The organism is Luteimonas huabeiensis HB2 (genome assembly GCF_000559025.1).
In the GTDB taxonomy this organism is placed as follows: Bacteria; Pseudomonadota; Gammaproteobacteria; order Xanthomonadales; family Xanthomonadaceae; genus Luteimonas; species Luteimonas huabeiensis.
This window is the reverse complement of record NZ_JAAN01000022.1, coordinates 1-25,841: the sequence shown is the minus strand read 5'-3', so window position 1 is coordinate 25,841 and position 25,841 is coordinate 1. Positions and strand designations below refer to the sequence as shown.

Genomic DNA, 25,841 nt, shown 5'->3' with positions numbered 1-25,841 from the left:
CCTCGCGGAGTCGTCGATGTACACCCATCTGCTGTCGCCGGTCGCCGTTGGCGCCGTCACGCTTCCCAATCGCGTGGTCATGGCGCCGCTGACGCGTTCGCGCGCGGGCCAGCCCGGCGACGTGCCGACCGAACTCAACGCCACCTACTACGCCCAGCGCGCCGGCGCGGGGCTGATCGTTTCCGAGGCCACCCAGATCTCCCAGCAGGGGCAGGGCTATGCCTGGACGCCCGGTCTCTACACCGATGCGCAGGAAGCCGGCTGGGCGCGGGTGACCGAGGCCGTGCATGCCAAGGGCGGGCGCATCGCCGCCCAGCTCTGGCACGTGGGCCGCATTTCCCACCCGCTGCTGCAACCTGATGGCGGCGCGCCGGTGGCGCCCTCTGCGCTCGTGGCCGAAGGCGCGAAGTGCTTCGTCGTGCAGGAAGACGGTACCCCCGCCAACGTCCCGACGGCGATGCCGCGCGCGCTGGAGACCGACGAGATCCCCGGCATCGTGGCCGACTACGCCAAGGCCGCGGCCCGCGCGGGGCGCGCGGGCTTCGATCTGGTGGAGGTGCACGCGGCCAACGGCTACCTGCTGCACCAGTTCCTGTCCACCAACAGCAACCAGCGCACCGACCGCTACGGCGGTTCGTTGGAGAACCGGTCGCGGATCGTGCTGGAGGCGGTGGATGCGGTGGTGGCCGAGCTGGGCGCCGACCGGGTCGGCGTGCGCCTGTCGCCGCACTTCACGGCCCACGGCATCGCCGACGACGAGGCCGAGGCCAGCGCGCTGTATCTGGCCGACGAATTCAGCAGGCGGCGCCTGGCCTACCTGCACATCGCCGAGCCCGACTGGGCGGGCGGGCCGAAGCTCAGCGACGATTTCCGCGCGGCGCTGCGGGCGCACTTCACGGGCGTGCTGATCTTCTGCGGCGGCTACACCGCCGACCGCGCCGAAGCGCTGATCGCGACCGGCGGCGCGGACGCGGTGGCCTTCGGCCGGCCGTTCATCGCCAATCCGGACCTGGTCGAACGCTTCCGCCGCGGGGCCGCGCTCAACGAGCCCGATCCGTCCACCTTCTACGGCGGCGCCGAACGCGGCTACACCGATTACCCCGCGCTCGATCCGGAAGGCTGAGCGCCCGGTCCGCGAACCGGGGCAGGTACGCCGGCCGGGCGATCCGGCGAAGCCCGCTCCCGCTGCCGGAGCGGGCAGGGCGCGCGCATCGGTCGCGAACGAACCGGACCTTTTTTCGGTCGCGGCCGGGCGCGTGGCGGACACCGCCCACCGGCATGCCACCAACGATAACGTGACCTATTCTCATTTGCGGAGTAGCATGCGCGCGGCCTCGTCCCCGCCGGCTGCCGCGCATGTCTTCCAACGCCGCCACCCTGACCGAATTGCTGATCCGCGAACGCCCGGCGCTGCTGCGCCGGGTGCAGCGCATCCTCGGCAGCCGGAGCGCGGCCGAGGACGTGGTGCAGGCGGTGTGGTTCAAGGCGCGCGGCGCCGACGACGGCACCGCCATCGACAACCCGCGCGCGTACCTCTACCGGCTGGCCACGAACCTGGCCACCGACCACGGCCGGGAATCCACCCGCCGCAGCCGCCTGCTGGCCGAGCACTACCTCTGGGGCCCGGACGAGGCGATCTCGGCCGAGGAGCAGGCGATGGCGCAGGACGAGCTGCAGCGGGTGCTGGATGCCGCCGGCCACCTGCCCGAGCCCACCCGCACCATCTTCCGGCTCAACCGCCTGCAGGGGGCGACCCAGGCCGAGATCGCGCGCCGACTGGGGGTCTCGGTGACCACCGTGGAGAACCACGTGCGCGCGGCGCTGCGGCGCCTGGCCTGGGCGCGCAGCGGCCGATGAGCGCGCGGGCTTGGGGGCGGCCTCCGCTGGGACGTCTTGATCCATGGGCCGCGATCCGGCCCGGTCCGTCCTCCGCCTGAACGCACCCACCCGCCAGCCGATGCGCCCGCCACCCACGCTCCCGCCGCCCGCCGACGACGAGGCCCTGGCCGAACAGGCACGGGGCTGGATCGCGTGGCTGGCCTCGGGCGACGTGGACGGCGCGGGCATGGCGGCGTTCGAGGCCTGGCTGGCGCGGCCGGGCCATCGGCGCGCGTTCGAGCACGAACGCGTGCTGTGGCGCAGCCTGGGCCCACGGCCGGCGCCCGTCGCGCGCACGGCGGGGCCGCGCCGGCGCCGCCTGCGCGCGGTGCTGGCCGCTGCGGCCGTGCTGGCGGCGCTGGCGGTCGCGCCCGGGGCCTGGCTGCGCCTGCAGGCCGACCACCGCAGCGAGCACCTCGTGCAGGAAGTCCGCCTGCCCGACGGCAGCCGCGCGGTGCTCGATGCCGACAGCGCCATCGCGGTGCGCTTCGATGCGCATGCGCGTCGCATCGAGCTGCTGCGCGGGCGCGCGTGGTTCGAGGTCCGCCCCGACGCGCAGCGCCGCTTCCGCGTGGTGGCCGGCGACGGCGTGGTCGAGGACATCGCCACCGCCTTCGCCGTGGCCCGCGCCGAGGCCACGGTGGAAACGCAGGTCGGGCAGGGCTGGGTCCGCGTGGCCAGCCCGGCCGGCGGTGGCTGGACCTACCTGCAGGCCGGCCAGCGTGCGGTCTACGACGGGCAGGGCGGGGTGGTGCGGCTGGCGGATGTCGCCGCCGACAGCGTCGGCGCCTGGCGCGAGGGCGAGCTGCTGCTGGAGCAGGCCAGCGTCGCCGAGGCGGTGCGCCGGCTGGCGCGCTACCGCGCCGGGCCCACGTTCGTGCGCGGGGATCTCTCGCATCTGCCGGCGGTCAGCGCCGCGCTGCGCATCGACCGCCCCGAGCAGGCGCTGGACGCGCTGGCGGCCACCGCCGGGCTGCGGGTGACCCGTCTGCCGCTGGGCGTGGCCGTGGTGCGCGCCGCCGCGCCGTGACCGGTGCGCGATCGCCCTTGGGGTTGGCGCCGCACCGTTCGTCTTAACCTGCGTACGTATCCAGCCGCCGCCACATACGTCGCCGTGCCCGCGCCCGCGGGCGACGCCGCCTCGGCGGCCCCGTACTTCCGACAGGTTCCTGCATGTTCAATTCCTTCCGCCCGGGCCGCGCGCCGCGCCCATCCCGCCTGTGCATCGCCCTGCTCGCCGCTGGCCTGGCCGGCGCCGCGCCCATCGCCTTCGCCCAGGCACCCGCCGGCAGCCACGCCGCGGTGCAGCGCTTCGACATCCCCGCGCAGCCGCTGGAGACGGCGCTGCGCGCCTACATGCGCCAGTCCGGCGTGCAGGTGGTCTACCCGGCGAGGCTGGCCGAGGGCGTGGCCGCGCCGGCGGTCGGCGGCGAGCTGACCGCGGAGGATGCGCTGTCGCGGTTGCTGCGGGGCAGCGGTCTGGTCGCCCGCCGCGTCGGCGCCGACGCGGTGACCCTGGAGGCGGGCGCCGCCGCCCAGGCCGAGGCCGGGGTGATCTTCACCGACGCGCTCAGGGTGGCCGGCGACGCCATCGGCGGCGGCAACGGCGACGAGGCGCGGCTGCTCGACGGCTATCGCGCAGCGGGCTCCACCACCACCATCGGCCGCGAGACCCTGGAGCGCTTCCGCGGCACCTCCAATGCCGATATCGTCAAGGGCGTGGCCGGCGTCACCGCCGGCGATCCGCGCGTGGGCAACGGCTTCGACGTCAACATCCGCGGCATCCAGGGCCAGAGCCGGGTGCCGGTGATCATCGACGGCGGCCAGTCCACCCTGGACACCTATCGCGGCTATGCCGGCCAGTCGCAGCGCACCTACCTGGACCCGGACCTGATCTCCCGGCTGACCATCACCAAGGGCCCGAGCCTGCAGGCCAACGCCTCGGGCGGCATCGGCGGCGTGGTCGAGATGGAGACGCTCAATACCGGCGACGTGCTGCGCGAGGGCCAGGACACGGGCCTGCGCGTGCGCGCCGGGCTGGCCAACGCCAGCGCCAACAACCTGCCGGCCTACGACGCGGTGCCGCGCACCGACCGCGATGCCACCGGCAGCCAGTTCTTCAACATCGCCGCCGCCCGCCACTGGGACCGCTTCGACCTGCTGGCCGCCTACGCCTGGCGCGACAACGGCAACTACTTCGCCGGCAACCACGGCTACGACAACTTCCCGCAGACCCGCCGCAGCCTGGCCGCGCTGAACCCGCCGGGCACCGAGGTGTTCAACACCTCCTCGCGCTCGCGCTCGGCCCTGCTCAAGGGCACCTGGCGCATCGACGAGGCGCAGACGCTGGAGGCCGGCTACCGCCGCTACGAGGGCACCGCCGGCGAGATCATGGCCTCGCAGATCATCCGCGTGGACCGCGACCGGGTGCCGCAGTGGGAGCCCGGCCGCATCGACATGGACAGCTACACCCTGCGTTATCGGTTCAACCCGGACAGCGACCTCGTCGATCTGCGCGCCAACGCCTGGTACACCGATGCCGACAGCGTGATGTACAACGGCCTCACCGGCATCACGCCCTGGTACTTCGACCGCCGCACCGAGTGGTACGACGCGCCCAGCTTCAGCGGCAACCCCGGCTACAAGGATGCCTACCGCAGCCCGCTGCGGCAGGAGCGCTTCGGCCTGGACGTCAGCAACACGTCGAGGTTCGAGACCGGCGCCGGCCGGTTCACCGTGGACTACGGCCTGGCCTACAGCGACGAGGACATCGGCCCCGGGCGCTCGGCGCCGGTCATGCACGACGACCTGGTCAACAACCGCTTCCTGCGCAACGCCAAGCGCCAGGAAACCAGCGCCGTGGCCTCGCTGACCTGGGTGCCGGACGAGCACTGGGAACTGCAGGTGGGCGGGCGCTGGAACCGGGTGGACGTGCGCGATCGCAACCGCCTGGCCACGCCCGATGCGTACGAAGTGCAGGGCCAGTACCGCTACACCGAGCTGCTCGCCGGCGACCCGTCGCTGCCGTCGTGGCAGGCCGACCGCATCGCGCTGCTGAACTGGTACCCGGATGCCAGCGGCGCCTTCACCCTGGAATCGCTGCTGGCCTCGCCGTACAAGAAGGGCACCGTGGCCGACCTGACCGGCTGGAACTTCTACGACGCCGACGATCCGGAAGACTACGAGGTGCCGGTGAGCTGGACCTGGTCGCAGCCGATCCGCCGCCGCGACAACGCCTTCTCGCCGACGGCCAGCGTCGCTTACCGCTTCGGCGACGACAGCATGGTCTACCTGAAATACGCCGAGGGCACCAAGCTGCCGAGCCTGTTCGAGACCACGCTGGGGCTGTTCACCGCCGCCAAGCCGGTGGGCGAGCTGGCGCCGGAAACCGCGCACACCTGGGAAGCGGGCGCCAGCACCATCGCCTACGATCTGTTCGTCCCCGGCGATCGCCTGGCGCTGAAGCTGGCCTACTTCGACACCCGCATCGACGACCTGATCACCCGCGACTACCGTACGCTCTCGGCCGGCCTGATCCGCAACGTCGACCGGTTCAAGGTCTCGGGGCTGGAATTCCAGTCCAGCTACGACAGCGGCGCGCTGTTCGCCGACCTGTCGGCGCACTATTACTTCCGTGCCAAGACCTGCGCGCCCGACATCGCCGCCGAGCGCCGCGCCTACGGGGAGGATCGCGACATCGACGAGCTCAAGGGCACGCCCGATTGCGTGGACGGCGGCTTCGAAGGGTCCTACACCAACACCCAGAACCCGCCGCGCTACACGGTCAACCTGACCCTGGGTTCGCGCCTGTTCGACGAGCGCCTGGTGTTCGGCGCGCGGATGATCCACAACGCCGGGCCGATCAGCACCCTGGACAAGGAATGGAACGTCGGCCTGTCGGCGATCCAGCAGCTCTATCGCGCCAACACCCTGGTGGACCTGTTCGCCAGTTGGCGGTTCAACGACCGCTGGTCGGTGGAGGCCAACCTGGACAACGCCACCGATCGCTATTACCTCGACCCGCTGGCGCTGGGGGTGATGCCGGCGCCGGGCCGCACCGCGCGCCTGGCGCTGACGTGGCGGTACTGACCGGTGCTCCGCCCGTGCCTACCGTGCCCATGAACGCCGATCTCGAGACCGCCGACAGCCGCGCCCAGCGGCTCAAGGCCGCCACCCGCGCCAGCCACGATGCGCTCGACAAGCGCATCATGGCCGGCGGCATCTTCGCCGACCGGGATCGGTTCGCCCGCTTCCTGCGGGTGCAGTACCGCTTCCACCGCAGCATCGACGCGCTCTACGCCAGCCCCGCGTTGCAGGCCCTGCTGCCGGACCTGGCCGAGCGGCGCCGCCTGCCGCAGGTCGCCTCCGATCTGCAGGACCTGGGGCAGGCGCTGCCGGAGGCGGACATCGCGCCGCTGCCGGCGGATCTGCCGCTGCCGGCGGCGCTGGGCTGGCTGTACGTGGCCGAAGGTTCCAACCTGGGCGGCACCGTGCTGTACAAGCTCGCCGCCGGGCTCGGCCTGGACCGCGACTTCGGCGCCCGCCACCTGGCCGCGCATCCCGACGGCGCGGCGCGGCACTGGCGCGCGTTCACCGCGGCGCTCGATGCGGTGGCGTTGTCGCCGGCGCAGGAGCAGCAGGCGATCGACGCCGCCGACGACGCCTTCCGCAGCGTGCACGCCCACGTCGAGCGGGAGTTCGCCTGATGCCGGTGGCGGCGCTGCGGACGCGGGCCTGATGCGCTGGCTTTGGTTCGCGCTGGGCTGGGCGATGGTCGGCCTCGGCGCGATCGGCGCGCTGTTGCCGGTGATGCCCACGACCATCTTCCTGATCCTGGCGGTGGGCTGCTTCGCGCGCAGCTCGCCCCGGCTGGAGCAGCGCCTGCTGGCGCATCCGCGCTACGGACCGGCGTTGCGCCTGTGGCGCGAGCAGGGCGCGGTCTCGCGCAAGGGCAAGGCCCTGGCCTGCGCGGGCATGGCGGTGGGCTTCGCGCTGTTCTGCTGGGGCGCGCAGCCGTCGTGGCGCCTGCTGCTGGGCGTGGGCCTGTGCTTCGCCGCCAGCGCCGGCTACGTGCTCAGCCGGCCGGGGCCGTTGCCCCGGGCGGCGTCCGCCGCCGGCCCGCGCGCCGCCCGCGCGCCTCGCCTCGCCGAGGCCGGCGCACATCCCGACGACGCCGCCTGCTGATTCGGTCGCGCGGCCGAGGCCAGCGTCGGGCAGGCCGCTGGCGACCCGGCCGAAACGCTGATGCCGGGTCGGCTCCACCGCACGTGCGGATGGCCGGCCACGCGCATGGGCCGGGTGCCGGCGCGGATCGTTCGCCCCCGGATGGCAGGCGCGGATCCGGCCTGGCCGCTCGCCGCATGGGGCCGGCGCCGGTGGCGTTGACCCAGGTCATGGCCGCTCGCGCCGGCGCGGTGGATCATCGAGCCAGCGGAATCGACGGAGCCCGCCGTGCGCCAGGACATTCCCGTGCGACTCGAACACCGGCCGGAGCTGGAGATCGACGGTGCGCGGGTGGCGCGAGGCCTCGGCCTCGACACGACCGAGTTCCGGCGACTGATGGCGCGCGGCAAGATCGCGGTGCTGTGCGAGCGCGGCACCGGAGAGGACGCCGGGCTGTTGCGCGCGAGTTTCTACTACGCCGGCCGACGCACACGGTTCGTGATCGACGGACGGAACGGCATGCCGGTCAGGGTGGAGGATTAGCCGCGCGCGGATCCCGGTCCGCGCCGTACAGCCGCTGGCAGGTGTCGCACCAGAAGGCCCGCCGCTGCGCCCGGCCCAGGCGCCTGCGGGCGCTCAGCGGCGTGCCGTCGCGGGGGCACGTGCGCTGGGCGTGCACCTGCCAGTGCTGCTTCAGCACGAGATCCTGCTTCCAGCGGTAGAAGTCGAAGCTGTACGCGCGCGCCTGGGCGACCAGTTCCGACAGCTTGCGCGGGGGCAGCGCGCCGACGGGGCTTTCCGGGTGCACGCGGATCCGGTGCAGGACCTCGTTCTTGATGATGTTGCCCACGCCGGCGAACACGGTCTGGTCCAGCAGGGCGTCGGCAACGATGGCCTGCGGCATGGCCCGCAGCTTGCGCCGCGCCGCCGCCGCATCCCAGGCGTCGCCCATGACGTCGGCGCTCCAGTCGTAGGCCCGGTCGAGCTCGCCCTCGATGAACTTCACCGAGCAGGCGTAGAAGTTCAGTGCCTCGCCGCGGCCGAATCCGAGCGAGAGCCGCGGCGGCGTGGCCTTGGCCTCGCCGATGCGCCAGCTGCCGAACAGCATGAAGTGGATGCGCAGGCCGAAGCCGTCGAACTGCAGCAGGAAGTGCTTGCCCCAGCTGCGCACCGCAAGCACCCTGCGGCCCCGCATGCGGCCGATGTCCTGGGTGCTGTTGCCGGCCACGCGCAGCACCTTGCGGCCGGCGAAGCGCGCGGCGGCTTCGCGCAGGATGACGATCGACGGGCCTTCGGGCATGAGCGGGAGTATCCGCGCAGCCGATGAGGCGGGCGTCAACCGTGGCCCGGCCGTCGGCGATCCGTCACCTCGCGGCCGCCTGGGCCGGTAGGGCGTGCGGCCGCCGCACAGGCGCTGTCCGCGCGGTCGCGTCGCCGCGTCCACGGCCGGCGTGTTATCCAGGGCGCTCCCTGCCTGGATCGTCCCGCATGCCCGGCTTCGGCTCATCCTGTCGTCTGGCCGGTCTCGTCGCTTCGATGCGGCAGGCCCCCGACCGCGATCGGCTGCGCGGGGATCGCCGGCCATGAGCGCGCCGCGCCCCGATGCGCAGGTGCGGTTTCGCGTCGGCTGTGCGGGGTGGTCGATCCCATCGATGCACGCGGGCCTGTTCGCGGACGGCGACAGCCATCTGGCGCGGTACGCCACGCGCTTCTGCGTGGCGGAGATCGACTCCACGTTCTATCGCGCGCATCGCGCGGCCACCTTCGAGCGATGGGCGGCGACGGTCCCGGCGGATTTCCGCTTCTCGGCGAAGCTGCCGAAGGCGATCACCCACGACGCCCGGCTGCGCGGCGTGGGCGACGCGCTGTCGGCGTTCCTGGAGCCGCTGGCCGCGCTGGGCCCGAAGCTGGGCGGCTTGCTCGTGCAGCTGCCGCCGGGGCTGCGCTTCGATGCGCGCACGGCGCAGACGTTCTTCGCGATGCTGCGCCGGCGCACGGCGGTGCCGGTGGCCTGCGAGCCGCGCAACGCGAGCTGGTTCGAGCCCGCGGCCGATGCGCTGTGGTCGCGCTACGCGATCGCGCGGGTGGCGGCGGATCCGGCGCGACTGCCGGCGGCGGCCGTGCCGGCGGGCGCCGTGACGCAGTGGCGCTACTGGCGCTGGCACGGTTCGCCCCGGACCTACTACAGCCGCTACGACGATGCGGCGCTCGCGTCCCTGGCCGCGGCGATGCGCCAGGCCACGGACGACGCGCCGGCGTGGTGCATCCTCGACAACACCGCGGCCGGGCATGCGGTGGGCGATGCGGCGCGCCTGCAGCAGTTGCTCGGCATCGCCGACGATTGAGCCGGATCGAAGAGGGCGATGCCTGCGCGGGGCGGATTCTCCGCGTTCGCTCGATCCCGCGGCTTCCGTCCCGAGTGGCGCTCGGCGGACGGTTGCGTACCGTCGGGCGCGAGTCGCAGCGCCGTCGCCATGCCGGCCGGCGCAGGGCAGGGCCGCACGCATCCGCGCGGCGCGAGCACGCTTGCGATGCGCTGCCGCCTGTGCGGTGACGACCCGGACGATCCGCGATCAGGGGGGCGTTGGAACCTCCACAAACGCGAAAAGCCCGGCGCGGGCCGGGCTTTTCGTCGACAGGCGGTGGCCTGGGGTCAGAGCACGCGGACCTGATCGGCCTGCATGCCCTTCTGGCCCTGGGTGGCCACGAAGGACACCCGCTGGCCTTCCTGCAGGCTCTTGAAGCCCGAGGACTGGATCGAATTGAAATGCACGAAGAGGTCGGGGCCGCTTTCGGGCGTGATGAAGCCGAAGCCCTTGGCGTCGTTGAACCACTTCACGGTACCGGTCTGAGTATCGGACATCGTATTTCTCCTTGGAACGAAAGATTGAAAGCCGCATGGCGGCAGAAGCTGGCTGCAAGGAGGAAGCGATAACCGGTGTAGTGGAAACGACATCTACAGGATCAGGCCACGATTCGATGGTGACCTTGTAACTCAGCGCGGTCAGGCTAAACCCGCCGGGCATCGAGCGCAAGCATCGATCCCGCCATCGTTCAGTCCGCAGGACGCGTTCGGCGCGGCGAACGCGCAGGATGCGCGCCGCCGCGACCCGCGCACGGCGGTCAGGCGGCGCCCATGCCGCCGTCGATGCGGTACTGCGCGCCGGTGATGAAGCGGCTCTCGTCGGAGGCGAGGAACAGCACCAGGCTGGCGATCTCGTCGGACTCGCCGTAGCGGCCCAGCGGGATGTTGGCGGCCATGCCGGCGCGGGCGGCCTCGGCATCCGACGGGTCGAAGCCGGCCTCGAGCGAGCGCATCATCCGCGTGTTGACCGGCGAAGGATGGATCGAGTTGACGCGCACTTCGTACTTGGCCGCTTCCAGCGCCGCGACCTTGGTCATGCCGCTGAGCGCGTGCTTGGAGGTGACGTAGGGCAGCACGCCGGCGCTGCCGCGCAGCCCGGCCACCGACGAGGTGTTGATCACGCTGCCCGAACGCCGCTCGTACATGCGCGGCAGCACTTCGCGCAGGCCCAGATAGGCGCCGCGCACGTTGACCGCGAGCACCTTGTCGAACATCGCCAGCTCCTGCGACTCCAGCGGCGCCACCTTGCCCTCGATGCCGGCGTTGTTGAAGAACACGTCGATGCGCCCGTGGCGCTCCAGCGTGGCCGAGACGTAGCCGCGGACGTCTTCCTCGCGGCTGACGTCCGCGCGCACGGTCAGTACGCGGTCGCCGCCGTCCAGCTCGCGCGCCGCCGCGCCCAGCGCGTCGTCGTCCAGGTCCACCAGCACCACGTGCGCGCCCTCGGCGAGGAACCGCTGCGCGGTGGCCTTGCCGATGCCGCCCGAGCCGCCGGTGATGATCGCGATCTTGTCTTCCAGCCGTCCCATTGGGTTCTCCAGATGCGTGCGAAGTCCCCACACTGTAGCGGCTTTGCGATCGGAGCGATCCGGCGCGGGCTTCGCTCGCCGCCCGCGCAGGCGATGGGCGAAGCCCGCGCACCGCGGCACGCCGGCGGGCCGGGGTACCGCGATGCCCGGGCCATCGACCGCTCAGTTGGTGACCAGGGTCAGGCCATAGGAGCTCAGCATGGGATTGAGCCGCTGGTAGAAGGAGCGGCGCTGGTTCTGCGGGATCCCGCAGTTGGTGCCGTCGCTGCCGAGCGCGCCGCCGGAGGTCACGCCCTGCGCATGGCCGCCCGGGGTGATCCAGGAACCGCCGGAATCGCCCTGGCCGGCGCAGGCGTTGGATTCGCGCAGGCCGGTCACCGTGCCCTGGGGATAGTTCACGCTGACGTTGGTGCGGGTGATCTCGCCGCAGCGCCAGCCGGTACGGAAGCCGGAGCGGCAGATGGCCGCACCGACCGAGGCCTCGGTGCGCCCGACCACCGGGGTGGTGCTGCTGCCGCTGTACAGCCACACGCGGCCGAACAGGGTGTCCTGCTGGCGCACGTTGGCCCAGGCGGCGTCGGAGCCGGGGAAGTTGCTGGCCTGGAACGCGCCGACCGTGGTGCCGCCGATGCTGACCGAGGTGCCGACGTTGCCGCAGTGGCCGGCGGTGACGAAGCCCTTGGTGGCGTTGCGGGTCACCGGGAAGCCGATCGAGCAGCTGTTGTAGCGGATGCCGCCGTAGACGCTGACCAGCGTGGTCGGCACCTGCTCGGACACCTCGAAGTGCAGGATGCCGGTATCGACGTCGCTGCGGGCCAGGAAGTCCAGCACGGACCCGGCGCGCCCGGCGCCGGGTGAGAGCGTGACGACCACGCGGTTGTTCGGCAGGTCGATGCCCCAGGAGTGCACGCCGTCGAGCCGGCGCGCCACGCGCGAGGTGGCCGAGAGGTCGAGCGCGCGCACCGCCTGGTCGAGCTGGTCCAGGCTGTAGGTCACCTGGCGCGTCTGCGCGCCCTCCACGGCCGGCAGCCGCTTGGCGCCCTGGGCGGCCGTGGCCACCACCACGTGCGGGTTGCCGGCGGCGTCGCGCTCGATCCAGGTGCCGGCGAAGCCGTCGCCATACAGCCGGCGCGCCGCGGCTTCCACCTCCGGCACGCGACGTTCGGCGTCGAGGGTCGCGAGGTACTGCGGCTGCGTCATGCCCAGGTCGCGCTCCAGCGCGGCCACCATGCCCGGGTCCAGGTCCGGCCGTTCCGGTTCGGCGGCGAGCGCGCTGGCGCTCGCGGCGACGGCCGAGAGCAGGGCGAGGGCGAGACCGCGGCGTGCCGCTGCGTGCAGTGTGTGCATGGGTGCTTCCTCCTTGTCGCATTCGGGATGGGCCGTGCCAGGGCGGCCGGCCGGCGTCCGATGCGGGGTGCAGCACGCAGTGCCTGCGGTCGACGACCGTGTCGAACCGGTCACGCCGGCCGTGCGGTGCGCAGCGGCCGGCGATGGCGGATGCCGCGAGCGAGGGCCGGAACGTCGGCGCTGCAGGCGGACGGGCTCGAACACTGCGGCTGCCGCCCCGGTTTCCGACGACCGGCGCGACCTTGCTGGATACGACGCGCTGCGGCCGCGGGCACGTGGTCCGGTCGGCCTGCCGCGCGTGCCGAACGTAGGCCGCGCGTTTCTCGCCGGTCAAGTGCGCACGCGCAACATAAACGCTACGCAGCGCTCCTTTTCGCAACGCCGCCGGAAATCGGCGCTCTGCGGCGCAGATGAACTGTGCGCGCGGTCGTGACGGGGCGTCGTCGTCGCGGATGGCGCTCGCCTTGACAGCCCCGCGGCGGGGGTGATTACCTCGCGTGGGGCGCCAGAGGAATCGGAACGTTCGACGGGTCGTGGACCGGCGTTTCTCCGTTTCTCCCGGTCATGGCTCGGACGCTCGCTGCAAGGCGTCCCGTCGTTGGGTTGTCTTCGGTCCTCTCAAGGAGATTGAGCCATGAAGATGAAGCACGCGTTGCGCCTGGCCGCGGGGTGCATGCTGGCCCTGGCCGGCGGATTCGGGGTTACCGCCTGGGCGCAGTCGAACTGGTGCGAGACCTGTCACATGGGATGCGGCGAGAACTACAGCCAGTGCATGGCGAGCGGTCGGTTCACCCCGTCGCAGTGCGCGCAGTCGTATCAGAGCTGCATCATCTACGACTGCAACAACTGCCTCGTGCCCTGACGCCCGTCGCAGGGGGCGCATCCGACCGGGTGCGCCCCATCGCGGATCGATGCCTGGAGCGGCGCATGAAATGGTTGCGGATGGGAATGGTCGGTCTGTTCGCGCTGGCCGGCGCGGGACTGGCGCATTGGTACTCGGGGCCCCGGGAGCGCACGGCACTGCCGCCGGTACAGGTGCAGCTCGGCGACTACTCGGCGTTCCACGATCCGGGCGGCGCGCGCGTCGTGCTCTATACGCTGGCGAGCTGCCCGGTCTGCGGCGTGGCGAAGCAGGCGCTGGACGCCCATGGCGTGGCCTACGCCGAGCGCCGTCTCGATGACGCGCCTTCGCTGCGCGAGGACCTGCGTGCGCTGGGCGCGAGATCGGTCCCGTTGATGATCGTAGGTCGCCACAAGGTCGAGGGATTCGACCGCGAGGTGTTCCGCGAGACCCTCGAGGCCGAATCGCTCCTGCCGTCCGACCGTCGCTGATCGCAGGCGCGGTGCACGGCATGCGCGAACAGTGACCGGGTGCGCGGAGTCATCCAGGTTTCATCGGGGTTTAACACCGCGATCGCGCGAGGCTGGCACGGTGCGCGCACCGACCCGAAACATGGAGCGTGCGATGAAGAAGTGGCGTCTTTCCGTTTCCGCCTTCCTGCTGGCCGCCGTGTCCAGCCCGGCCGCGCTCGCGGCCGTCCACTACTTCGAGGTGATCGGCGAAGCCTACGGCCACACCCGCGAGGAGGCGATCGACAACGCCCTGCGCTATGCGAACGACGAGTGCTACCGCCGCTGGGGCCGCGCCGACCAGGAGTTCACCGTCCTGGCCGAATGGGTCGATCCGGCCTCGGGCTACCCCTACGCGCGCGTGTCGCTGGGCTGCCGCAGCGAGGACTGAGGGGGGGCCTTCTTCCTGCGCGATCGCGCCGGCGAGCATCCGGCGCGTTGGTCGCAACGGTGGTTGCGCGTGTCGTGCGATCCACGGCGCGTGGCCGCGGCCCGCGCCGATCTGCGCATTACCGGGCATCCGCCGTCGCAGTCGTAGACCTGGGCGAGGTGGCGGGGCGCCGGGTTCCGCCAGCCGAAAATCCCACAGCGTCCCCGATTCCGGCGGCGTCGACGCCCTGCGTCGGCGCTTTCACATGCATCCGGTCGCTGGCGGATTACGGTGGGCGGCCTGCCGCCGGAGACTGTCGCCGCCGTGAGCCCCGAAGCGATCGATGTTCGAGCTTTTGCCGCGACGGCCCCGCGCGCCGGTCGCCGCGCCTGTCGGCAATCCCGGTTCGGCGAAGGAGCGCGCGACGGCGCGCCACGCTGACGGAGCCGGGCGATGCCGCGCAAGCCGAAGACCCTCAAGCTGGCGACCTTCAACGTCAATGGCATCGGCACGCGCCTGCCGCACCTGTTGGCATGGCTGGACAAGGCGCGGCCCGACGTGGTAGCGCTGCAGGAACTCAAGGCCGTCGACCAGGCCTTTCCCGCGGCGGAGCTGGAGGCGGCCGGCTACGGGGCGATCTGGCACGGCCAGCGCTCCTGGAACGGGGTGGCGCTGCTCGGCCGCGGCACGGTGCCGGTGGAAAGCCGGCGCGGCCTGCCGGGCGATCCCGCCGATACGCAGAGCCGCTACATCGAGGCCGCGGTGCACAGCGTGGTGGTGGCGGGGATCTACCTGCCCAACGGCAATCCGCAGCCGGGGCCGAAGTTCGACTACAAGCTGGCGTGGATGGAGCGGCTGTTGCGGCGCGCGCAGGCGCTGGTGGCGCAGCCGCACCCGGTGGCGATCCTGGGCGACTTCAACGTGATCCCGACCGACGAGGACGTGTACGACCCGAAGGCCTGGCGCAAGGATGCGTTGATGCAGCCGGAGGTGCGCGAGGCCTTCGAGCGGTTGCTCGCGCAGGGCTGGACCGACGCCCTGCGCCAGGTCCACGGCGACCGGCGCATCTACACGTTCTGGGATTACTTTCGCCAGCACGCCGAGCGCGACCGCGGGCTCCGCATCGACCACGTGCTGCTGAATCCGCCGCTGGCCCGGCGCCTGGTGGACGCCGGCGTGGACCGCTGGGTGCGGTTGCAGGAAAAGGCCAGCGACCATGCGCCGACCTGGGTGGAGGTCCGCGCGCCGTAGGACGGGCGGGCGCTCACGACGAGGCGACGCCGGCGCCGGCATGGTCGGGGCTCCCCCGAGCAGGAGACACCGAGATGGCCGACGACAAGCGCAAGACCGGCGCCCCGGATCGCGATCGCATCAACCTCAACGAGGACTACGAGGTCCGGTATTGGACGCAGGCGCTGGGCGTGACGGCCGAGCAGTTGCGCGAGGCGGTGAAGGCGGTCGGCCCCACCGCCGATGCGGTGCGCCGTCACCTGGGCAAGTAGCCCGGTCCCATGAGCCTGGCCGACTACCGCCGCAAGCGGCGCTTCGACAGGACGCGGGAGCCGGAGCCGGGCAAGCCGATCCCCGAGGGACAGCGCGCCATCTTCGTGGTGCAGCTGCACCATGCCAGCCGTCGCCACTACGACTTCCGCCTGCAGGTGGGCGATGCGCTCAAGAGCTGGGCGGTACCCAAGGGCCCGAGCTACGACCCGGCGGTCAAGCGCATGGCCGTGGAGGTGGAGGACCACCCGGTGGACTACGCCGGCTTCGAGGGCGAGATCCCCAAGGGCGAGTACGGCGGCGGCCACGTCGCCCAGTTCGACCGGGGCGTCTGGACCACCCGCGGCGATCCGGAGGCGCAGCTGGCCAAGGGCCATCTGCGCTTCGAGCTGTTCGGCGAGAAGCTCAAGGGCGGCTGGCACCTGGTGCGCTCGGGCAAGCCGGCGCGGCAGCCGCAATGGCTGCTGTTCAAGGACCGCGACGCCTATGCCGGCCCGCTGGAAGCCGACGACCTGCTGGCCGGGGTGACCCCGGCGCCTGCGGAGGATCGCAAGCGCGCGGGCGCGGGCAAGGCCGAGCGCAAGCGGCTGGCCGCGGTGCCGGTACGTAAGCGGCGTCGCAGGGACTGGGCCAGGCGCGCGCTGGCGCTGCCGAACGCGAGACGCGCCGCCGCGCCGGACGGGCCGTTCGCGCCGGCGCTGGCCAAGCTCGGCGAGGCGCCGCCGCGCGGCGAGCAGTGGCTGCACGAGCTGAAGTGGGACGGCTACCGGATCCTGGCGACCGTGCGTGCAGGCGAGGTGCGGCTGTGGTCGCGCAACGCGCTGGAATGGACGCAGAAGCTGCCGGATGTGCGCGCCGCCATCGAGTCCCTCGGCCTGGAATCGGCGGCGCTCGATGGCGAGCTGATCGCCGGTTCCGGCGCCAAGGCGGATTTCAACCTGCTGCAGGCCACGCTCTCGGGCGAGCGGCAGAGCGCGCTGGCCTACGCGCTGTTCGACCTGCTCCACCTGGACGGGGTGGACGTGAGCGCAGCGCCGCTGCGCGCGCGCAAGGCGCTGTTGCAGTCGTTGCTGGAAGGCAGCGCCGCGCAGCTGGCGTTCAGCGCGCACATCGAGGGCGATGGCGAGGACGCCTTCCGCCTCGCGGCCGAGCGCGGTTTCGAGGGCATCGTCTCCAAGCGGGCCGACCGCCCGTACCGCGGCGGGCGCGGCGACGACTGGCGCAAGACCAAGCTGCTGGCCAGCGACGAGTTCGCGGTGGTCGGCTACACCGCGCCCAAGGGCAGCCGCACGGGCTTCGGTTCCCTGTTGCTGGCGCGGCCCGATCCCGAGCACGGCTGGCGCTATGCCGGCCGCGTGGGCTCCGGCTTCGACGATGCGCGCATGCGCGAGGCCGCGGCGCTGCTGGCCGGGGGCGGCGTGCGCAAGCCCACCGTCCACGTGGAGACGATGGATACGGAATTGCGCCGCGCCACCTGGTTCGCGCCGCGCTTCGTGGTGGAGGTGTTCTACCGCGGCATCGGCGGGCAGGCGCTGCTGCGGCAACCGTCGCTCAAGGCCGTGCGCGCCGACAAGGCGGTGGCCGATCTGGCCGACGGCGACCGTGCGCCGCCCGGGCCCGCGCGGCGCGCGGGTAGACAGCGAGCGTCCGCGCCGGCAGCCGGGCGCGCGCCGCCGCGCCTGTCGAGCCCGACCAAGGTGCTGTTTCCGGACATCCGCGCCACCAAGCTGGACGTGTGGAACTACTACACCGCGGTGATGGACCACCTGTTGCCGGAGATCGCAGGCAGGCCGCTGTCGATCATCCGCTGCCCCGCCGGCGCCGATAAACCGTGCTTCTTCCAGAAGCACCACACGGCCGGGCTGGCGCTCGCCGCCTCGGCGCGGCTCAAGGAGGAGGGCGGCCGCAACGCCCACTACCTGGTGGTGGAGGATGCGGCCGGGCTGATGGAGCTGGTGCAGTTCAACGCGATCGAGTTCCACCCCTGGGGCGCGCGCGCGGCCGAACCGGACGTCGCCGACCGCGTGGTGTTCGACCTGGACCCGGGCCCGGACGTCCCCTTCGCCGAGGTCAAGCGGGCGGCGATGGACATCCGCAAGCTGCTGGAGCGGCTGGAACTGGTCTCGTTCCTGCGCGCCTCGGGCGGCAAGGGCCTGCACGTGGTGGTGCCGTTGAACCCGGGCTGCGACTGGGACCTCACCAAGCGTTTCGCGCACGGCTTCGCCGATGCGCTGGCGCGTTCGCAGCCGCAGCGCTTCCTGGCCACGGCGACCAAGAGCCGGCGCAACAAGCGCATCTTCGTGGACTACCTGCGCAACGGGCGCGGCGCGACGGCGGTCGCCTCGTACTCGCTGCGCGCGCGGCCCGGTGCGCCGGTGGCCATGCCGCTGGCCTGGAGCGCGCTGTCCCGGCTTGCCGCCGCGAACGTCTTCACGATGGCCGAGGTGCCGGGCCAGCTCAGGCGGCGGCGCAAGGACCCGTGGGAAGGGATCGACCAGGTGCGCCAGAATCTCGCCCGCTGGGCCGAGGGCATTTGACCCGAGAGCGGACCTGCGCGGGCGGCCGCGACCGCCATCCGTTGCGGCTCGCCGTGCGGTGCCGGCAGCGGGACGGACGATGATGCTGTTTTTCCCTTCCCCGCAAGCGGGGAGCACTCGGTTTTTTCCTTCCCCCGCAAGCGGGGAGCATCTTGTTCTTGCCTTCCCCCGCGAGCGGGGGAAGGTGCCGAAGGCGGATGGGGGCATGCCGCAGGCGTGCAAAGCGGCCCTCATCCGAAGGAACGACATGAGCCCGCTCGCGGGAGAAGGAACGACATGCGCCCGCTTGCGGGAGAAGGAACGACATGGCCCCCGCTCGCGGAAGAAGGGACTGCATCGGCGCTGCAGATCGAATGCCGATTCACTCGGCGTCATTGGCTGGGGCGGGATCGAGCGCATCGACGAACGCGGCCAGGTCGCGATCGAAGCGGTCGGTCTCCTCCAGGAACGGGGCATGGCCCGAGTCCGGGTACACGAGGCTGCTGGCGCGCGGGTTCAGCGCCCGCGCGCGGGCGATGGCCGGCTCCGCGCGCACCAGGGCGTCCTGCGCGCCATAGATGAGCAGCAGGGGCTTGCGCATCGCGCCCAGGCCGGCCGGCGCATCGACCGACATGCCGTGCACCGCGCGCTGCATCGTCGCGGAGGCGAGCGCGGCGTTGGCGAGCAGGCGCTGGAATACGACGGAGCCGGGCGGCGTGCGGAAGCACAGGGCGAGAAAGGCGCGCTCGGCGTCGAGGTGCGTCTTCAGGTCGGTCGAGGCGAGATCGCGGTAGAGGTCAGGATGCGGGGCGATCTGGTCCGGGTCGAGCTCGATCACGCCGCCCACGTACACGGCGCCGTCGATCCACTCGTCGCCGTGCGTCGCGAGGTATTGGGTGATCGCCGCGGCGCCGAGCGACCAGCCCACCAGCACCGCGCCGCGGGCATCCGCGGCGACGAGGACCGCGGCGAGGTCGTCCGCCCAGCGGCGGCCGTCGGTGTAGGCGGCCGGGTCTTGCGGCTGGCCGGACTGGCCGTGGCCGCGCAGGTCGTAGGCGATCAGGCGGTAGCGCTGCAGCGCGGGGTCGCTCAGTTGCGCGTCCCAGCTCAGGTGGCTGCCGAGCAGTCCGTGGACGAAGACCAGCGGGCGGCCGGCGGGATCGCCGGACTCCTGCACGGCGAGCACGACGCCGTCGGCGGCGGTGGCGGTGTAGTGCCTGACGTCGGCGAACGCGGTCGCGGAGGCGAGCAGCAGGGTGGCGGAGACGAGCAGCGGAAACAGGCGGGACAGGGCGGGAACGGTACGCATCGGCGAACCTCGGGCGGATGAGGCGCGCAGTCTCGAACCTCACGCCAATGTCAGGGTCAAGCGCCCGGGCAGTGCTACGCTGCCGGCATGAAGAAGGCCGTGCCTGCGGACCCGATGCCGATCGGCGCGCTCGCCCGCGAGACGGGAGCCAGTGTGCGCGCCATCCGCCACTACGATGCGCACGGGCTGCTCGCCTCCGCGCGCGCGGCGAACGGCTATCGCGTCTTCCCCGCCGAGGCGGTCGCGCAGGTGCGGCAGATCCGGCGGCTGATCGCGGCCGGCTTCAGCCTCGCGGAGATCCGCGGCTTCCCGGACTGCATGCGCATGATCGAGGGCGCGGCCTCGTGCCCGCAGACCGCCGAGGTGCAGCGCAGGCGGCTGGCCTCGCTGGACCGGCAGATCGCCGACCTCGAGCGCCGCCGCGCGCGATTGCGGGCGATGCTGGAAGGCCGCGCTTGCTGATGCGAGCGGGCGCTGTCGCGCCGGTCTGACCGTCACATTTTCGAAGGCGGGTGCGCTCGCGCGACATCGCCGCGCGCCGCCATCCGCGGTGCGGATCGGACTCCCTCGCCGCGTCGAGCGGGGCGGCCCGCCCGCCGGCATCGCGCGCCTGGCCGCGGGCGCTGGTTCAGGGCGCCGCCAGCGCGGCCCGCGTGCGGGCGAGGTCGCCGTCGTGCTCGGCCGGGGCGATGCCCAGCAGATGCGCGGCCAGCGGGTACACGTCGACGTTGTCGATGGCGGGGATGACGAGGCCGCGGCGGAAGGCGGGGCCGTGGGCGACGAAGGGCGACTGCATGTCGGGGTGGCGGTGGTCGTAGCCGTGCTCGCCCCTGAGCCGGTGCCCCTTGCGCTGCATCGCGTCGCGGGTGGTCACCTGCCAGCCGTGCTCGGCTCGGCAGAAGTAGGCCGGCACGCGGCGATGGGTGCCGTAGCGATACTCGGCCGGGATGCGCTCGCGGGTCATGCACTCGAAGCGCGGGTGCCGGCCGAGCAGGGCGCGCGCGGCGTCCTCTCCGCCGGGGCGGACATCGAAGGCGGCGAAGGCGCCGGTCCACAGGAAGTCCAGGCCTTCGGTGTCCACGAAGTCGTCGAGATAGATCTCGCGCTCGGGCCCGGTGGCGGCCATGCCGTGGTCGGAGACCACGATGAGGTTGGCGCGCTCGTCGAGGTTCAGCGTGCGCAGGCCCGCCATCAGCCGGGCCAGGGCGGCGTCCACCTCGGCCAGGGCGGCGTCGAGCTGGGGCGAGTCGGGGCCGTGCAGGTGGCCCTGGGTATCGACGACATCGAAGTACAGGGTGACGAAGTGCGGGCGCCGCTCGGGCGGCAGCGCCAGCCATTCCAGCACCTGATCGACGCGCGCGGCGGAATCCACGGCGATGTCGAACGGCCGCCAGTACTCGGGCCGCGCGCCGTGCACCGGCGCCTCCGAGCCGACCCAGAACATCGTGGCGGCGCGCCCGCCGTGCTCGCGCACGCCGGTCCACAGGGGCTTGCCGCCGTTCCACCAGCGCGCGTCTGCGACGGTGTCGCGATCGAACATGCTGAAGCGCACCCCGGGGATCTCGGGATCGGTCATGAAGTTGGCGATCGCGCCGTGGCGGTCCGGGCGCAGGCCGGTGACCAGGGTGTAGTGGTTCGGGAAGGTGATCGAGGGATACGAGGGCCGCATGGACTCGGCGCGCACGCCGTCGTCGGCGAGCGCCCGCAGGGTGGGGGTCCGGCCGCGGTCGAGATAGTCGTTGCGGAAGCCGTCGATGGAGACCAGGATCAGCGGGGCATCGGCATGCGCGGGCATGCGCGCCACGGTCGCGTCCGCGGCCTCGCGTGGCGGCGTGGCGCAGGCACACAACAGGAGCGCGCAGCTCGACAGGAACAGGGCCAGGCGCAGCATCGGGAGTCCTGGATTGGTGGGCGGGCGCGCATTGTCGCCGAGGCGGATCGCGGCCGTCACCGCAAGCGCGGCCGCGGCGCCGCAGCGGCGCGCTGCCGGCCTGCGGCGCCACCCCGGCCGCGCGACGGCGCAGGGAAGCGCCAAGCCCGGGGCGGCCGGCATGGTCGGCGCGGTGTCGTGCCGGAACGAACATGCGGGCGCCGCACCGGGGCCGTTGGCGGCGGTACGTGCCGGCGGCTGCCGATCGGCCTGCCCCGTGGGGCACGGCGGAGGGGCCCTGAGGCGCCGTCGCCACGGCCGGCGCGTTGCTACACTCCGGCTCCCTTCCGCAGGCGGCACAGGCATGGCGATCCGGGCGTTGGCGATCTCGATGGCGTTCTGGGGCGGCATCGCCGCCGCCGGCGAGCCGGTCTTCGACGTGCACGTGCACCTGCGCGACGGCCAGGCCTCGGTCGGCGAGTACGCGGCGGACGTGGCCGCTGCGGGCGTGGAACTCGCGGGCTACGGGGCGATGTGGTTCGGCGGCCCGCAGCAGGCGCCGGCGGGCGACCCGGCCGACATCGCCCGGCGCAACGACGCGCTGATCGCGCTGGCGGCCGCCAACCCCGGTCTGCTGCCCATCGCCACCGTGCATCCCTACGACGGACAGCCCGCGCTGGACGAGCTGGCGCGGGTGGCGGAGCAGGGCGTGCGGATGCTGAAGCTGCATCCGCACACGCAGCGCTTCGACGCCGACGATCCGCGGGTGCTGGCGCTGGTGCGGCGCGCGGGCGAGCTGGGCGTGACCGTGCTGCTCGACAACGCCAACATCCTGCCCGGCGACAGCGAGCGCCTGTTCAACCTGGCGCTGCAGGCGCCGAGGACGCAGTTCCTGTTCGCCCATATGGGCGGCATGAACTTCCGCTTCTGGAACATGCTCGCCGCCGCGCGCACCGCCGACGACCTGTTCATGGAGAACATCCACTTCGACATCTCGGCGATGGTGGTGCTGCTGGCCGATTCGCCGATCGAGGCGGAGTTCGTGTGGACGCTGCGCAACGTGGGCATCGAGCATGTCCTGCTGGGATCGGATTACCCGCAGTTCGCGCTCGGGTCCACGGTGGATGCGCTGGAACGGCTGGACCTGTCCGACGAGGAGAAGGCGAAGATCCGCAGCGGCAACGCGCTGCGCCTGTTCGGCGACGGGCTCCGGCCGGCCGCCGGCGCCCGCTGACGGCGCGCACGGCGGGTCGCGGGGCCCTGCGCATTCGCGCATGGCGTCGCGTACTGAGCGGGTTGCGCGCCGTCGCGTCGCCGCGCGTGTTCGAATGCGCGCGTGCGCGTGCGCGTGCGCGTGCGTGGCGTCCCGTCGGAGGCGCAGCATGGAGCCGCCCATGATCGTCGCCGTGGCGGCGCTGCTGGCGCTCCCGGGCCTCGCGCTCGCGGCCGTGGAAGACCTTTCGGCTCGAAGAACACGGCAACGCCTGCGGCGTGCCCCCAGGGAAGGGAAAAACAAGATGCTCCCCGCTTGCGGGGGCAGGCAAAGATAGCGTGCCTCCAAGAGAGGGCCTTTCGCGCGCTGAATGTCGATACAGCCTAGAGCGCGCGGCTCGCGCAGGAATACGGGCCGGACTGGGCGCGCGCCTTCACCACCGCGCACGAGGGCGTGCCGGGCAACGGGCCGACCGCGAGGCGATGGACCTCTACAACAACTCGATCGGCATCGGGGATCGGACGCCTCGCCGCAGGCATTGGCCGGGATCGTCCAGCGCGCGGTCGAGCAGGGCAAGCTGGTCGTCATCGATCGCCACGGACAACTGGCCTCGATGCTTGGGCGCTGCGCCGCGCGACAGTCCGGGCTCAATGCCGCCGGCAGGCGGCGAGCCAACGGTCGAGCTGGCCGGCGAAGGCCTGGCGGTCGCGCGCGTGCAGCGCGGCGGGGCCGCCGGTCTGCACGCCGGCGCCGCGCAGCTCTTCCATGAAGCCGCGCATCGACAGGCGCTCGGCGATGTCGTCGGTGCTGTAGCGGCCGCCGCGCGGATCGATCGCATCCGCGCCGCGTTCGAGGACCCGCGCGGCCAGCGGGATGTCCTGGGTGACGACGAGGTCTCCCGCGCGGACCCGCTCGACGATGGCGTCGTCGGCCGCGTCGTAGCCGCCCTGCACCTGCAGGGCGCGGACGTAGCGCGAGGGCGGGGTGCGCAGCCATTGGTTGGCCACCAGGACGACCGCGACCCGGGCGCGCTCGGCGGCGCGGAACAGGATGTCCTTGACCGCGCCCGGGCAGGCATCGGCGTCTACCCAGATCCTCGGCGCGTCCGGGCCGGCCGCGTTCACTCGGGCGTGGCGGGCGCGTCGGCCTTGGCCGCCTCGCGCTCGGCGCGCTTCTTCGCGTCCTTCTCGTCTTTCTTCTTCTTCTTGGCCAGCTCGCGCTGGCGTTTCTCGAACGAATAATTGGGCTTGGCCATGGGAACTCGTCGGTGGATGGACGGCCAGTGTACGGAAACCGGGCCGGAAAGGCGTTTTCGCCCCCGGCGCGAAGTGTGCGGACCGGTCCTTCGACAGGCGCACGCGCAACGCTGCGCAGGCCACCGGCCGCGGGCGCGCGGCTCAGATCGGCGCACCGTCCTCGCGCCAGCGCCGCGCGGCCTCGCTGGGCGGATGGCCGAACAGGCGCTTGAACTCGCGGCTGAACTGCGACGCGCTTTCGTAGCCCACGGCATAGGCCACCGTGGTGGCGTCGCCCCGTTCGGCGATCAGGCGCTCGCGCGCGGCCTGCAGGCGCACCTGCTTCTGGTACTGCAGCGGGCTGAGCCGGGTGGCAGCCTTGAAGTGGCGGTGCAGCGATGAGCTGCTCAGGGCCACGTGCGCGGCCAACGCATCGATGCGCAGCGGGCGGTCGTAGTGCTCGCGGATCCAGGCGATGGCCTGCTGCACCTGGCCCAGGCGGCCTTCGCCGCGCGCGATCTGCCGCAGCATCGGGCCTTGCGGCCCGCGCAGCAGGCGGTAGAGCAGCTCGCGGCGGAACAGCGGCGCGAGGACGGGGATGTCCTCGGGCGTGTCGAGCAGGCGCGCCAGCCGCAGGCAGGCATCGGCGAGCGGCGCCTCGATCGCCGCGACCTCCAGCCCGCGCGGTGGCGTCTCGCGGTCGCGCGCGGGCGGCATCCGCATCAGCAGCGCGGCGAGATCGGTGCGATCGAGCCGCATGGAAACCGCGAGGTACGGCGCCTGCGCCGAGGCTTCGCGCACCGCGCCCACGACCGGCAGATCGAGCGAGACCACCAGGCAGTGCGCGGGGTCGTAGTCGCGCACGGTGTCGCCGAAGACGACCCGCTTGCGGCCCTGCACGACGATGCACAGCATCGGCTCGTACACCACCGCGATCGGTTGCGTGGGGGCATCGGCGCGGTGCAGGCCGAGCCCGGGCACGCACGTGTCCGGGCGGCCGGCGGCCGCGTGCCGCGAGACCAGCTCGCGCAGTGCGGGCAGGGCGGGGACGGCGAGGGGGGCGGGCATGGCGGCGACGTTAGCAGAGCGGCGGGCCGATTCCGCCGCGCCCGGCAGGATCGGGCAAGCTTCGTGCAGGATCGGGATCGTGGCCGGGGCGGCGCGCGGGCAGGCTGTGGTTCCCCCCAAGAACACCGAGGAATCCCATGACCACCCGGACCTGGTTCATTACCGGCGCCAGCCGCGGCATCGGCCTGGAGCTGGCCCGCGCGGCCCTGGCCGCCGGGCAGCGCGTGGCCGCCACCGCGCGGCGCGGCGCGACGGTCGCGCAGGCGCTGGGCGACCACGAGGCGCTGCTGCCGCTCGATCTCGACGTCACCGACCGCGAACAGATCGCCGCCGCCGTGGCCACCGCGCACGAACGCTTCGGCGGCATCGACGTGCTGGTCAACAATGCCGGCTACGGGCAACTGGGCCTGTTCGAGGAAACGACCGAGGCCGAGGTCCGCGCGCAGTTCGACACCAACGTGTTCGGACTGTTCGAGGTCACCCGTGCGGTGCTGCCGTCGATGCGCGCCCGGCGCCGCGGTCACGTGATCAACGTGTCCTCGATCGGCGGCATCGTCGGTGCCGCTTCGGGCAGCGTCTACTGCGCCAGCAAGTTCGCGGTGGAGGGCTTCTCGGCCTCGCTCGCCGACGAAGTGCGCGAGCTCGGCATCCAGGTGACCGTCGTCGGCCCCGGTTTCATCCGGACCGATTTCCTCGACCCGCGCTCGGTGCGCTTCGCGCAGGCCGGGATCGCCGACTACGCCGCGCTTTCGGCGCGGCTGCGCGACTACTACGGCGAACGCAACCACCGGCAGGCCGGCGATCCCGCGCGGCTGGCGGAGGCGATCCTGACGCTGGCCGCCGCAGCGCAGCCGCCGCAGCGCTTCTGCGCCGGCAGCGACGCGGTGGCGATGCTGGAAGCGCGGCTGGCACAGCTGCGCGAGGAACTCGACGACTGGCGCGATCTGTCGCTATCGGTCGACGGCGAATGGGAGGACGCGGCCCGCTAGGCGCCAGGCCCCAGCCTGTGTCGACATCCAGGGCGCGCAAGGCCGCGCTGTCTTTCCCTTCTCCCGCAAACGGGGGCCATCCTGTTTTTCCCTTCCCCACGCAAGCGGGGAGCACCCTGTTTTCCTTCCCCCGCAAGCG

At 72.5% G+C, this 25,841-nt stretch carries 26 protein-coding genes; 17 read left to right on the top strand and 9 right to left on the bottom strand.

Translation table 11 applies throughout. The annotated features are described in order from the left end of the window. Positions 1 to 16 precede the first annotated feature (16 nt). The 7 genes from Z164_RS0109335 to Z164_RS0109305 all read left to right on the top strand — a co-directional run bounded on the left by Z164_RS0109335 (position 17) and on the right by Z164_RS0109305 (position 7,584). The gene (locus tag Z164_RS0109335; RefSeq protein ID WP_024890436.1) at positions 17 to 1,123 is read left to right on the top strand and encodes an alkene reductase; all 1,107 of its coding nucleotides are present in this window, start codon (positions 17 to 19) and stop codon (positions 1,121 to 1,123) included. A gap of 233 nt (positions 1,124 to 1,356) precedes the next feature. After that, positions 1,357 to 1,857: an RNA polymerase sigma factor gene (locus Z164_RS0109330; protein ID WP_024890435.1), complete on the top strand. Its 501-nt coding sequence runs from the start codon at positions 1,357 to 1,359 to the stop codon at positions 1,855 to 1,857. 100 nt (positions 1,858 to 1,957) lie between these two features. Further along, positions 1,958 to 2,908: a FecR family protein gene (locus Z164_RS0109325; RefSeq protein ID WP_024890434.1), complete on the top strand. Its 951-nt coding sequence runs from the start codon at positions 1,958 to 1,960 to the stop codon at positions 2,906 to 2,908. Positions 2,909 to 3,051: 143 nt separating this feature from the next. Continuing rightward, positions 3,052 to 5,967, top strand: coding sequence for a TonB-dependent receptor (locus tag Z164_RS0109320; RefSeq protein WP_024890433.1), 2,916 nt, complete (start codon positions 3,052 to 3,054; stop codon positions 5,965 to 5,967). 29 nt (positions 5,968 to 5,996) lie between these two features. Continuing rightward, positions 5,997 to 6,584 carry a biliverdin-producing heme oxygenase gene (locus Z164_RS0109315; RefSeq protein ID WP_024890432.1) on the top strand — a complete coding sequence of 196 codons (588 nt, stop codon included), beginning with the start codon at positions 5,997 to 5,999 and terminating at the stop codon, positions 6,582 to 6,584. A gap of 31 nt (positions 6,585 to 6,615) precedes the next feature. Beyond that, the gene (locus Z164_RS0109310; RefSeq protein WP_024890431.1) at positions 6,616 to 7,062 is read left to right on the top strand and encodes a YbaN family protein; all 447 of its coding nucleotides are present in this window, start codon (positions 6,616 to 6,618) and stop codon (positions 7,060 to 7,062) included. Between the two features lie 267 nt (positions 7,063 to 7,329). Then, positions 7,330 to 7,584, top strand: coding sequence for a DUF6522 family protein (locus tag Z164_RS0109305; protein ID WP_024890430.1), 255 nt, complete (start codon positions 7,330 to 7,332; stop codon positions 7,582 to 7,584). Here Z164_RS0109305 and Z164_RS0109300 read toward each other — a convergent pair. After that, positions 7,568 to 8,341, bottom strand: coding sequence for a DNA-formamidopyrimidine glycosylase family protein (locus tag Z164_RS0109300; RefSeq protein WP_024890429.1), 774 nt, complete (start codon positions 8,339 to 8,341; stop codon positions 7,568 to 7,570). The genes Z164_RS0109305 and Z164_RS0109300 overlap by 17 nt on opposite strands. Before the next feature lie 283 nt (positions 8,342 to 8,624). Between Z164_RS0109300 and Z164_RS0109295 the strand changes: the two genes are divergently transcribed. Continuing rightward, complete coding sequence (locus Z164_RS0109295; RefSeq protein WP_024890428.1) at positions 8,625 to 9,386, top strand: DUF72 domain-containing protein; 762 nt, start codon at positions 8,625 to 8,627, stop codon at positions 9,384 to 9,386. A 308-nt stretch (positions 9,387 to 9,694) separates the two neighbouring features. Here Z164_RS0109295 and Z164_RS0109290 read toward each other — a convergent pair whose 3' ends face one another. The 3 genes from Z164_RS0109290 to Z164_RS20260 form a co-directional block, all read right to left on the bottom strand. After that, the gene (locus Z164_RS0109290) at positions 9,695 to 9,904 is read right to left on the bottom strand and encodes a cold-shock protein (protein ID WP_024890427.1); all 210 of its coding nucleotides are present in this window, start codon (positions 9,902 to 9,904) and stop codon (positions 9,695 to 9,697) included. Between the two features lie 260 nt (positions 9,905 to 10,164). Next, complete coding sequence (locus Z164_RS20265) at positions 10,165 to 10,935, bottom strand: SDR family NAD(P)-dependent oxidoreductase (RefSeq protein ID WP_043689696.1); 771 nt, start codon at positions 10,933 to 10,935, stop codon at positions 10,165 to 10,167. Between the two features lie 162 nt (positions 10,936 to 11,097). Beyond that, positions 11,098 to 12,282, bottom strand: a complete 1,185-nt coding sequence (locus Z164_RS20260) for a S1 family peptidase (protein WP_043689702.1) — start codon at positions 12,280 to 12,282, stop codon at positions 11,098 to 11,100. 634 nt (positions 12,283 to 12,916) lie between these two features. Here Z164_RS20260 and Z164_RS22795 point away from each other — a divergent pair. The 6 genes from Z164_RS22795 to ligD all read left to right on the top strand — a co-directional run bounded on the left by Z164_RS22795 (position 12,917) and on the right by ligD (position 18,039). Next, positions 12,917 to 13,144, top strand: a complete 228-nt coding sequence (locus Z164_RS22795) for a hypothetical protein (protein ID WP_024890426.1) — start codon at positions 12,917 to 12,919, stop codon at positions 13,142 to 13,144. Between the two features lie 65 nt (positions 13,145 to 13,209). Then, complete coding sequence (locus Z164_RS22790) at positions 13,210 to 13,614, top strand: glutaredoxin family protein (protein WP_160170687.1); 405 nt, start codon at positions 13,210 to 13,212, stop codon at positions 13,612 to 13,614. A 133-nt stretch (positions 13,615 to 13,747) separates the two neighbouring features. After that, positions 13,748 to 14,023, top strand: coding sequence for a hypothetical protein (locus tag Z164_RS0109265; RefSeq protein ID WP_024890424.1), 276 nt, complete (start codon positions 13,748 to 13,750; stop codon positions 14,021 to 14,023). A gap of 432 nt (positions 14,024 to 14,455) precedes the next feature. After that, entirely contained in the window at positions 14,456 to 15,253 is a 798-nt protein-coding gene (xth, locus tag Z164_RS0109260) for an exodeoxyribonuclease III (protein ID WP_024890423.1), read from the top strand. A gap of 74 nt (positions 15,254 to 15,327) precedes the next feature. Next, positions 15,328 to 15,504: a DUF3606 domain-containing protein gene (locus Z164_RS21895; RefSeq protein WP_081770134.1), complete on the top strand. Its 177-nt coding sequence runs from the start codon at positions 15,328 to 15,330 to the stop codon at positions 15,502 to 15,504. 9 nt (positions 15,505 to 15,513) lie between these two features. Next, positions 15,514 to 18,039, top strand: a complete 2,526-nt coding sequence (gene ligD, locus Z164_RS0109250; RefSeq protein WP_024890422.1) for a DNA ligase D — start codon at positions 15,514 to 15,516, stop codon at positions 18,037 to 18,039. A gap of 361 nt (positions 18,040 to 18,400) precedes the next feature. On the opposite strand, the gene Z164_RS0109245 is transcribed toward ligD, so the two are convergent. After that, positions 18,401 to 19,327: an alpha/beta fold hydrolase gene (locus tag Z164_RS0109245; protein ID WP_024890421.1), complete on the bottom strand. Its 927-nt coding sequence runs from the start codon at positions 19,325 to 19,327 to the stop codon at positions 18,401 to 18,403. Positions 19,328 to 19,441: 114 nt separating this feature from the next. Here Z164_RS0109245 and Z164_RS0109240 point away from each other — a divergent pair, with 114 nt between their 5' ends. Beyond that, on the top strand, positions 19,442 to 19,789 hold the full coding sequence (locus Z164_RS0109240) for a MerR family transcriptional regulator (RefSeq protein WP_201769590.1): 348 nt from the start codon (positions 19,442 to 19,444) through the stop codon (positions 19,787 to 19,789). A 166-nt stretch (positions 19,790 to 19,955) separates the two neighbouring features. Here Z164_RS0109240 and Z164_RS0109235 read toward each other — a convergent pair whose 3' ends face one another. Next, positions 19,956 to 21,218, bottom strand: coding sequence for an alkaline phosphatase family protein (locus Z164_RS0109235; RefSeq protein WP_024890419.1), 1,263 nt, complete (start codon positions 21,216 to 21,218; stop codon positions 19,956 to 19,958). Positions 21,219 to 21,561: 343 nt separating this feature from the next. Here Z164_RS0109235 and Z164_RS0109230 point away from each other — a divergent pair, with 343 nt between their 5' ends. After that, complete coding sequence (locus tag Z164_RS0109230; protein WP_024890418.1) at positions 21,562 to 22,431, top strand: amidohydrolase family protein; 870 nt, start codon at positions 21,562 to 21,564, stop codon at positions 22,429 to 22,431. Positions 22,432 to 23,057: 626 nt separating this feature from the next. On the opposite strand, the gene Z164_RS0109220 is transcribed toward Z164_RS0109230, so the two are convergent. From Z164_RS0109220 to Z164_RS0109210, 3 genes are all read right to left on the bottom strand, one after another. Beyond that, the gene (locus Z164_RS0109220) at positions 23,058 to 23,534 is read right to left on the bottom strand and encodes a YaiI/YqxD family protein (RefSeq protein WP_024890417.1); all 477 of its coding nucleotides are present in this window, start codon (positions 23,532 to 23,534) and stop codon (positions 23,058 to 23,060) included. After that, the gene (locus tag Z164_RS23550) at positions 23,531 to 23,665 is read right to left on the bottom strand and encodes a hypothetical protein (protein WP_269079011.1); all 135 of its coding nucleotides are present in this window, start codon (positions 23,663 to 23,665) and stop codon (positions 23,531 to 23,533) included. Before Z164_RS23550 ends, Z164_RS0109220 begins: the two co-directional genes overlap by 4 nt. A gap of 142 nt (positions 23,666 to 23,807) precedes the next feature. Beyond that, positions 23,808 to 24,713, bottom strand: coding sequence for an AraC family transcriptional regulator (locus Z164_RS0109210; protein ID WP_024890416.1), 906 nt, complete (start codon positions 24,711 to 24,713; stop codon positions 23,808 to 23,810). A gap of 137 nt (positions 24,714 to 24,850) precedes the next feature. Here Z164_RS0109210 and Z164_RS0109205 point away from each other — a divergent pair, with 137 nt between their 5' ends. Then, positions 24,851 to 25,702: an oxidoreductase gene (locus tag Z164_RS0109205; protein ID WP_024890415.1), complete on the top strand. Its 852-nt coding sequence runs from the start codon at positions 24,851 to 24,853 to the stop codon at positions 25,700 to 25,702. The last annotated feature ends 139 nt before the right edge of the window (positions 25,703 to 25,841 follow it).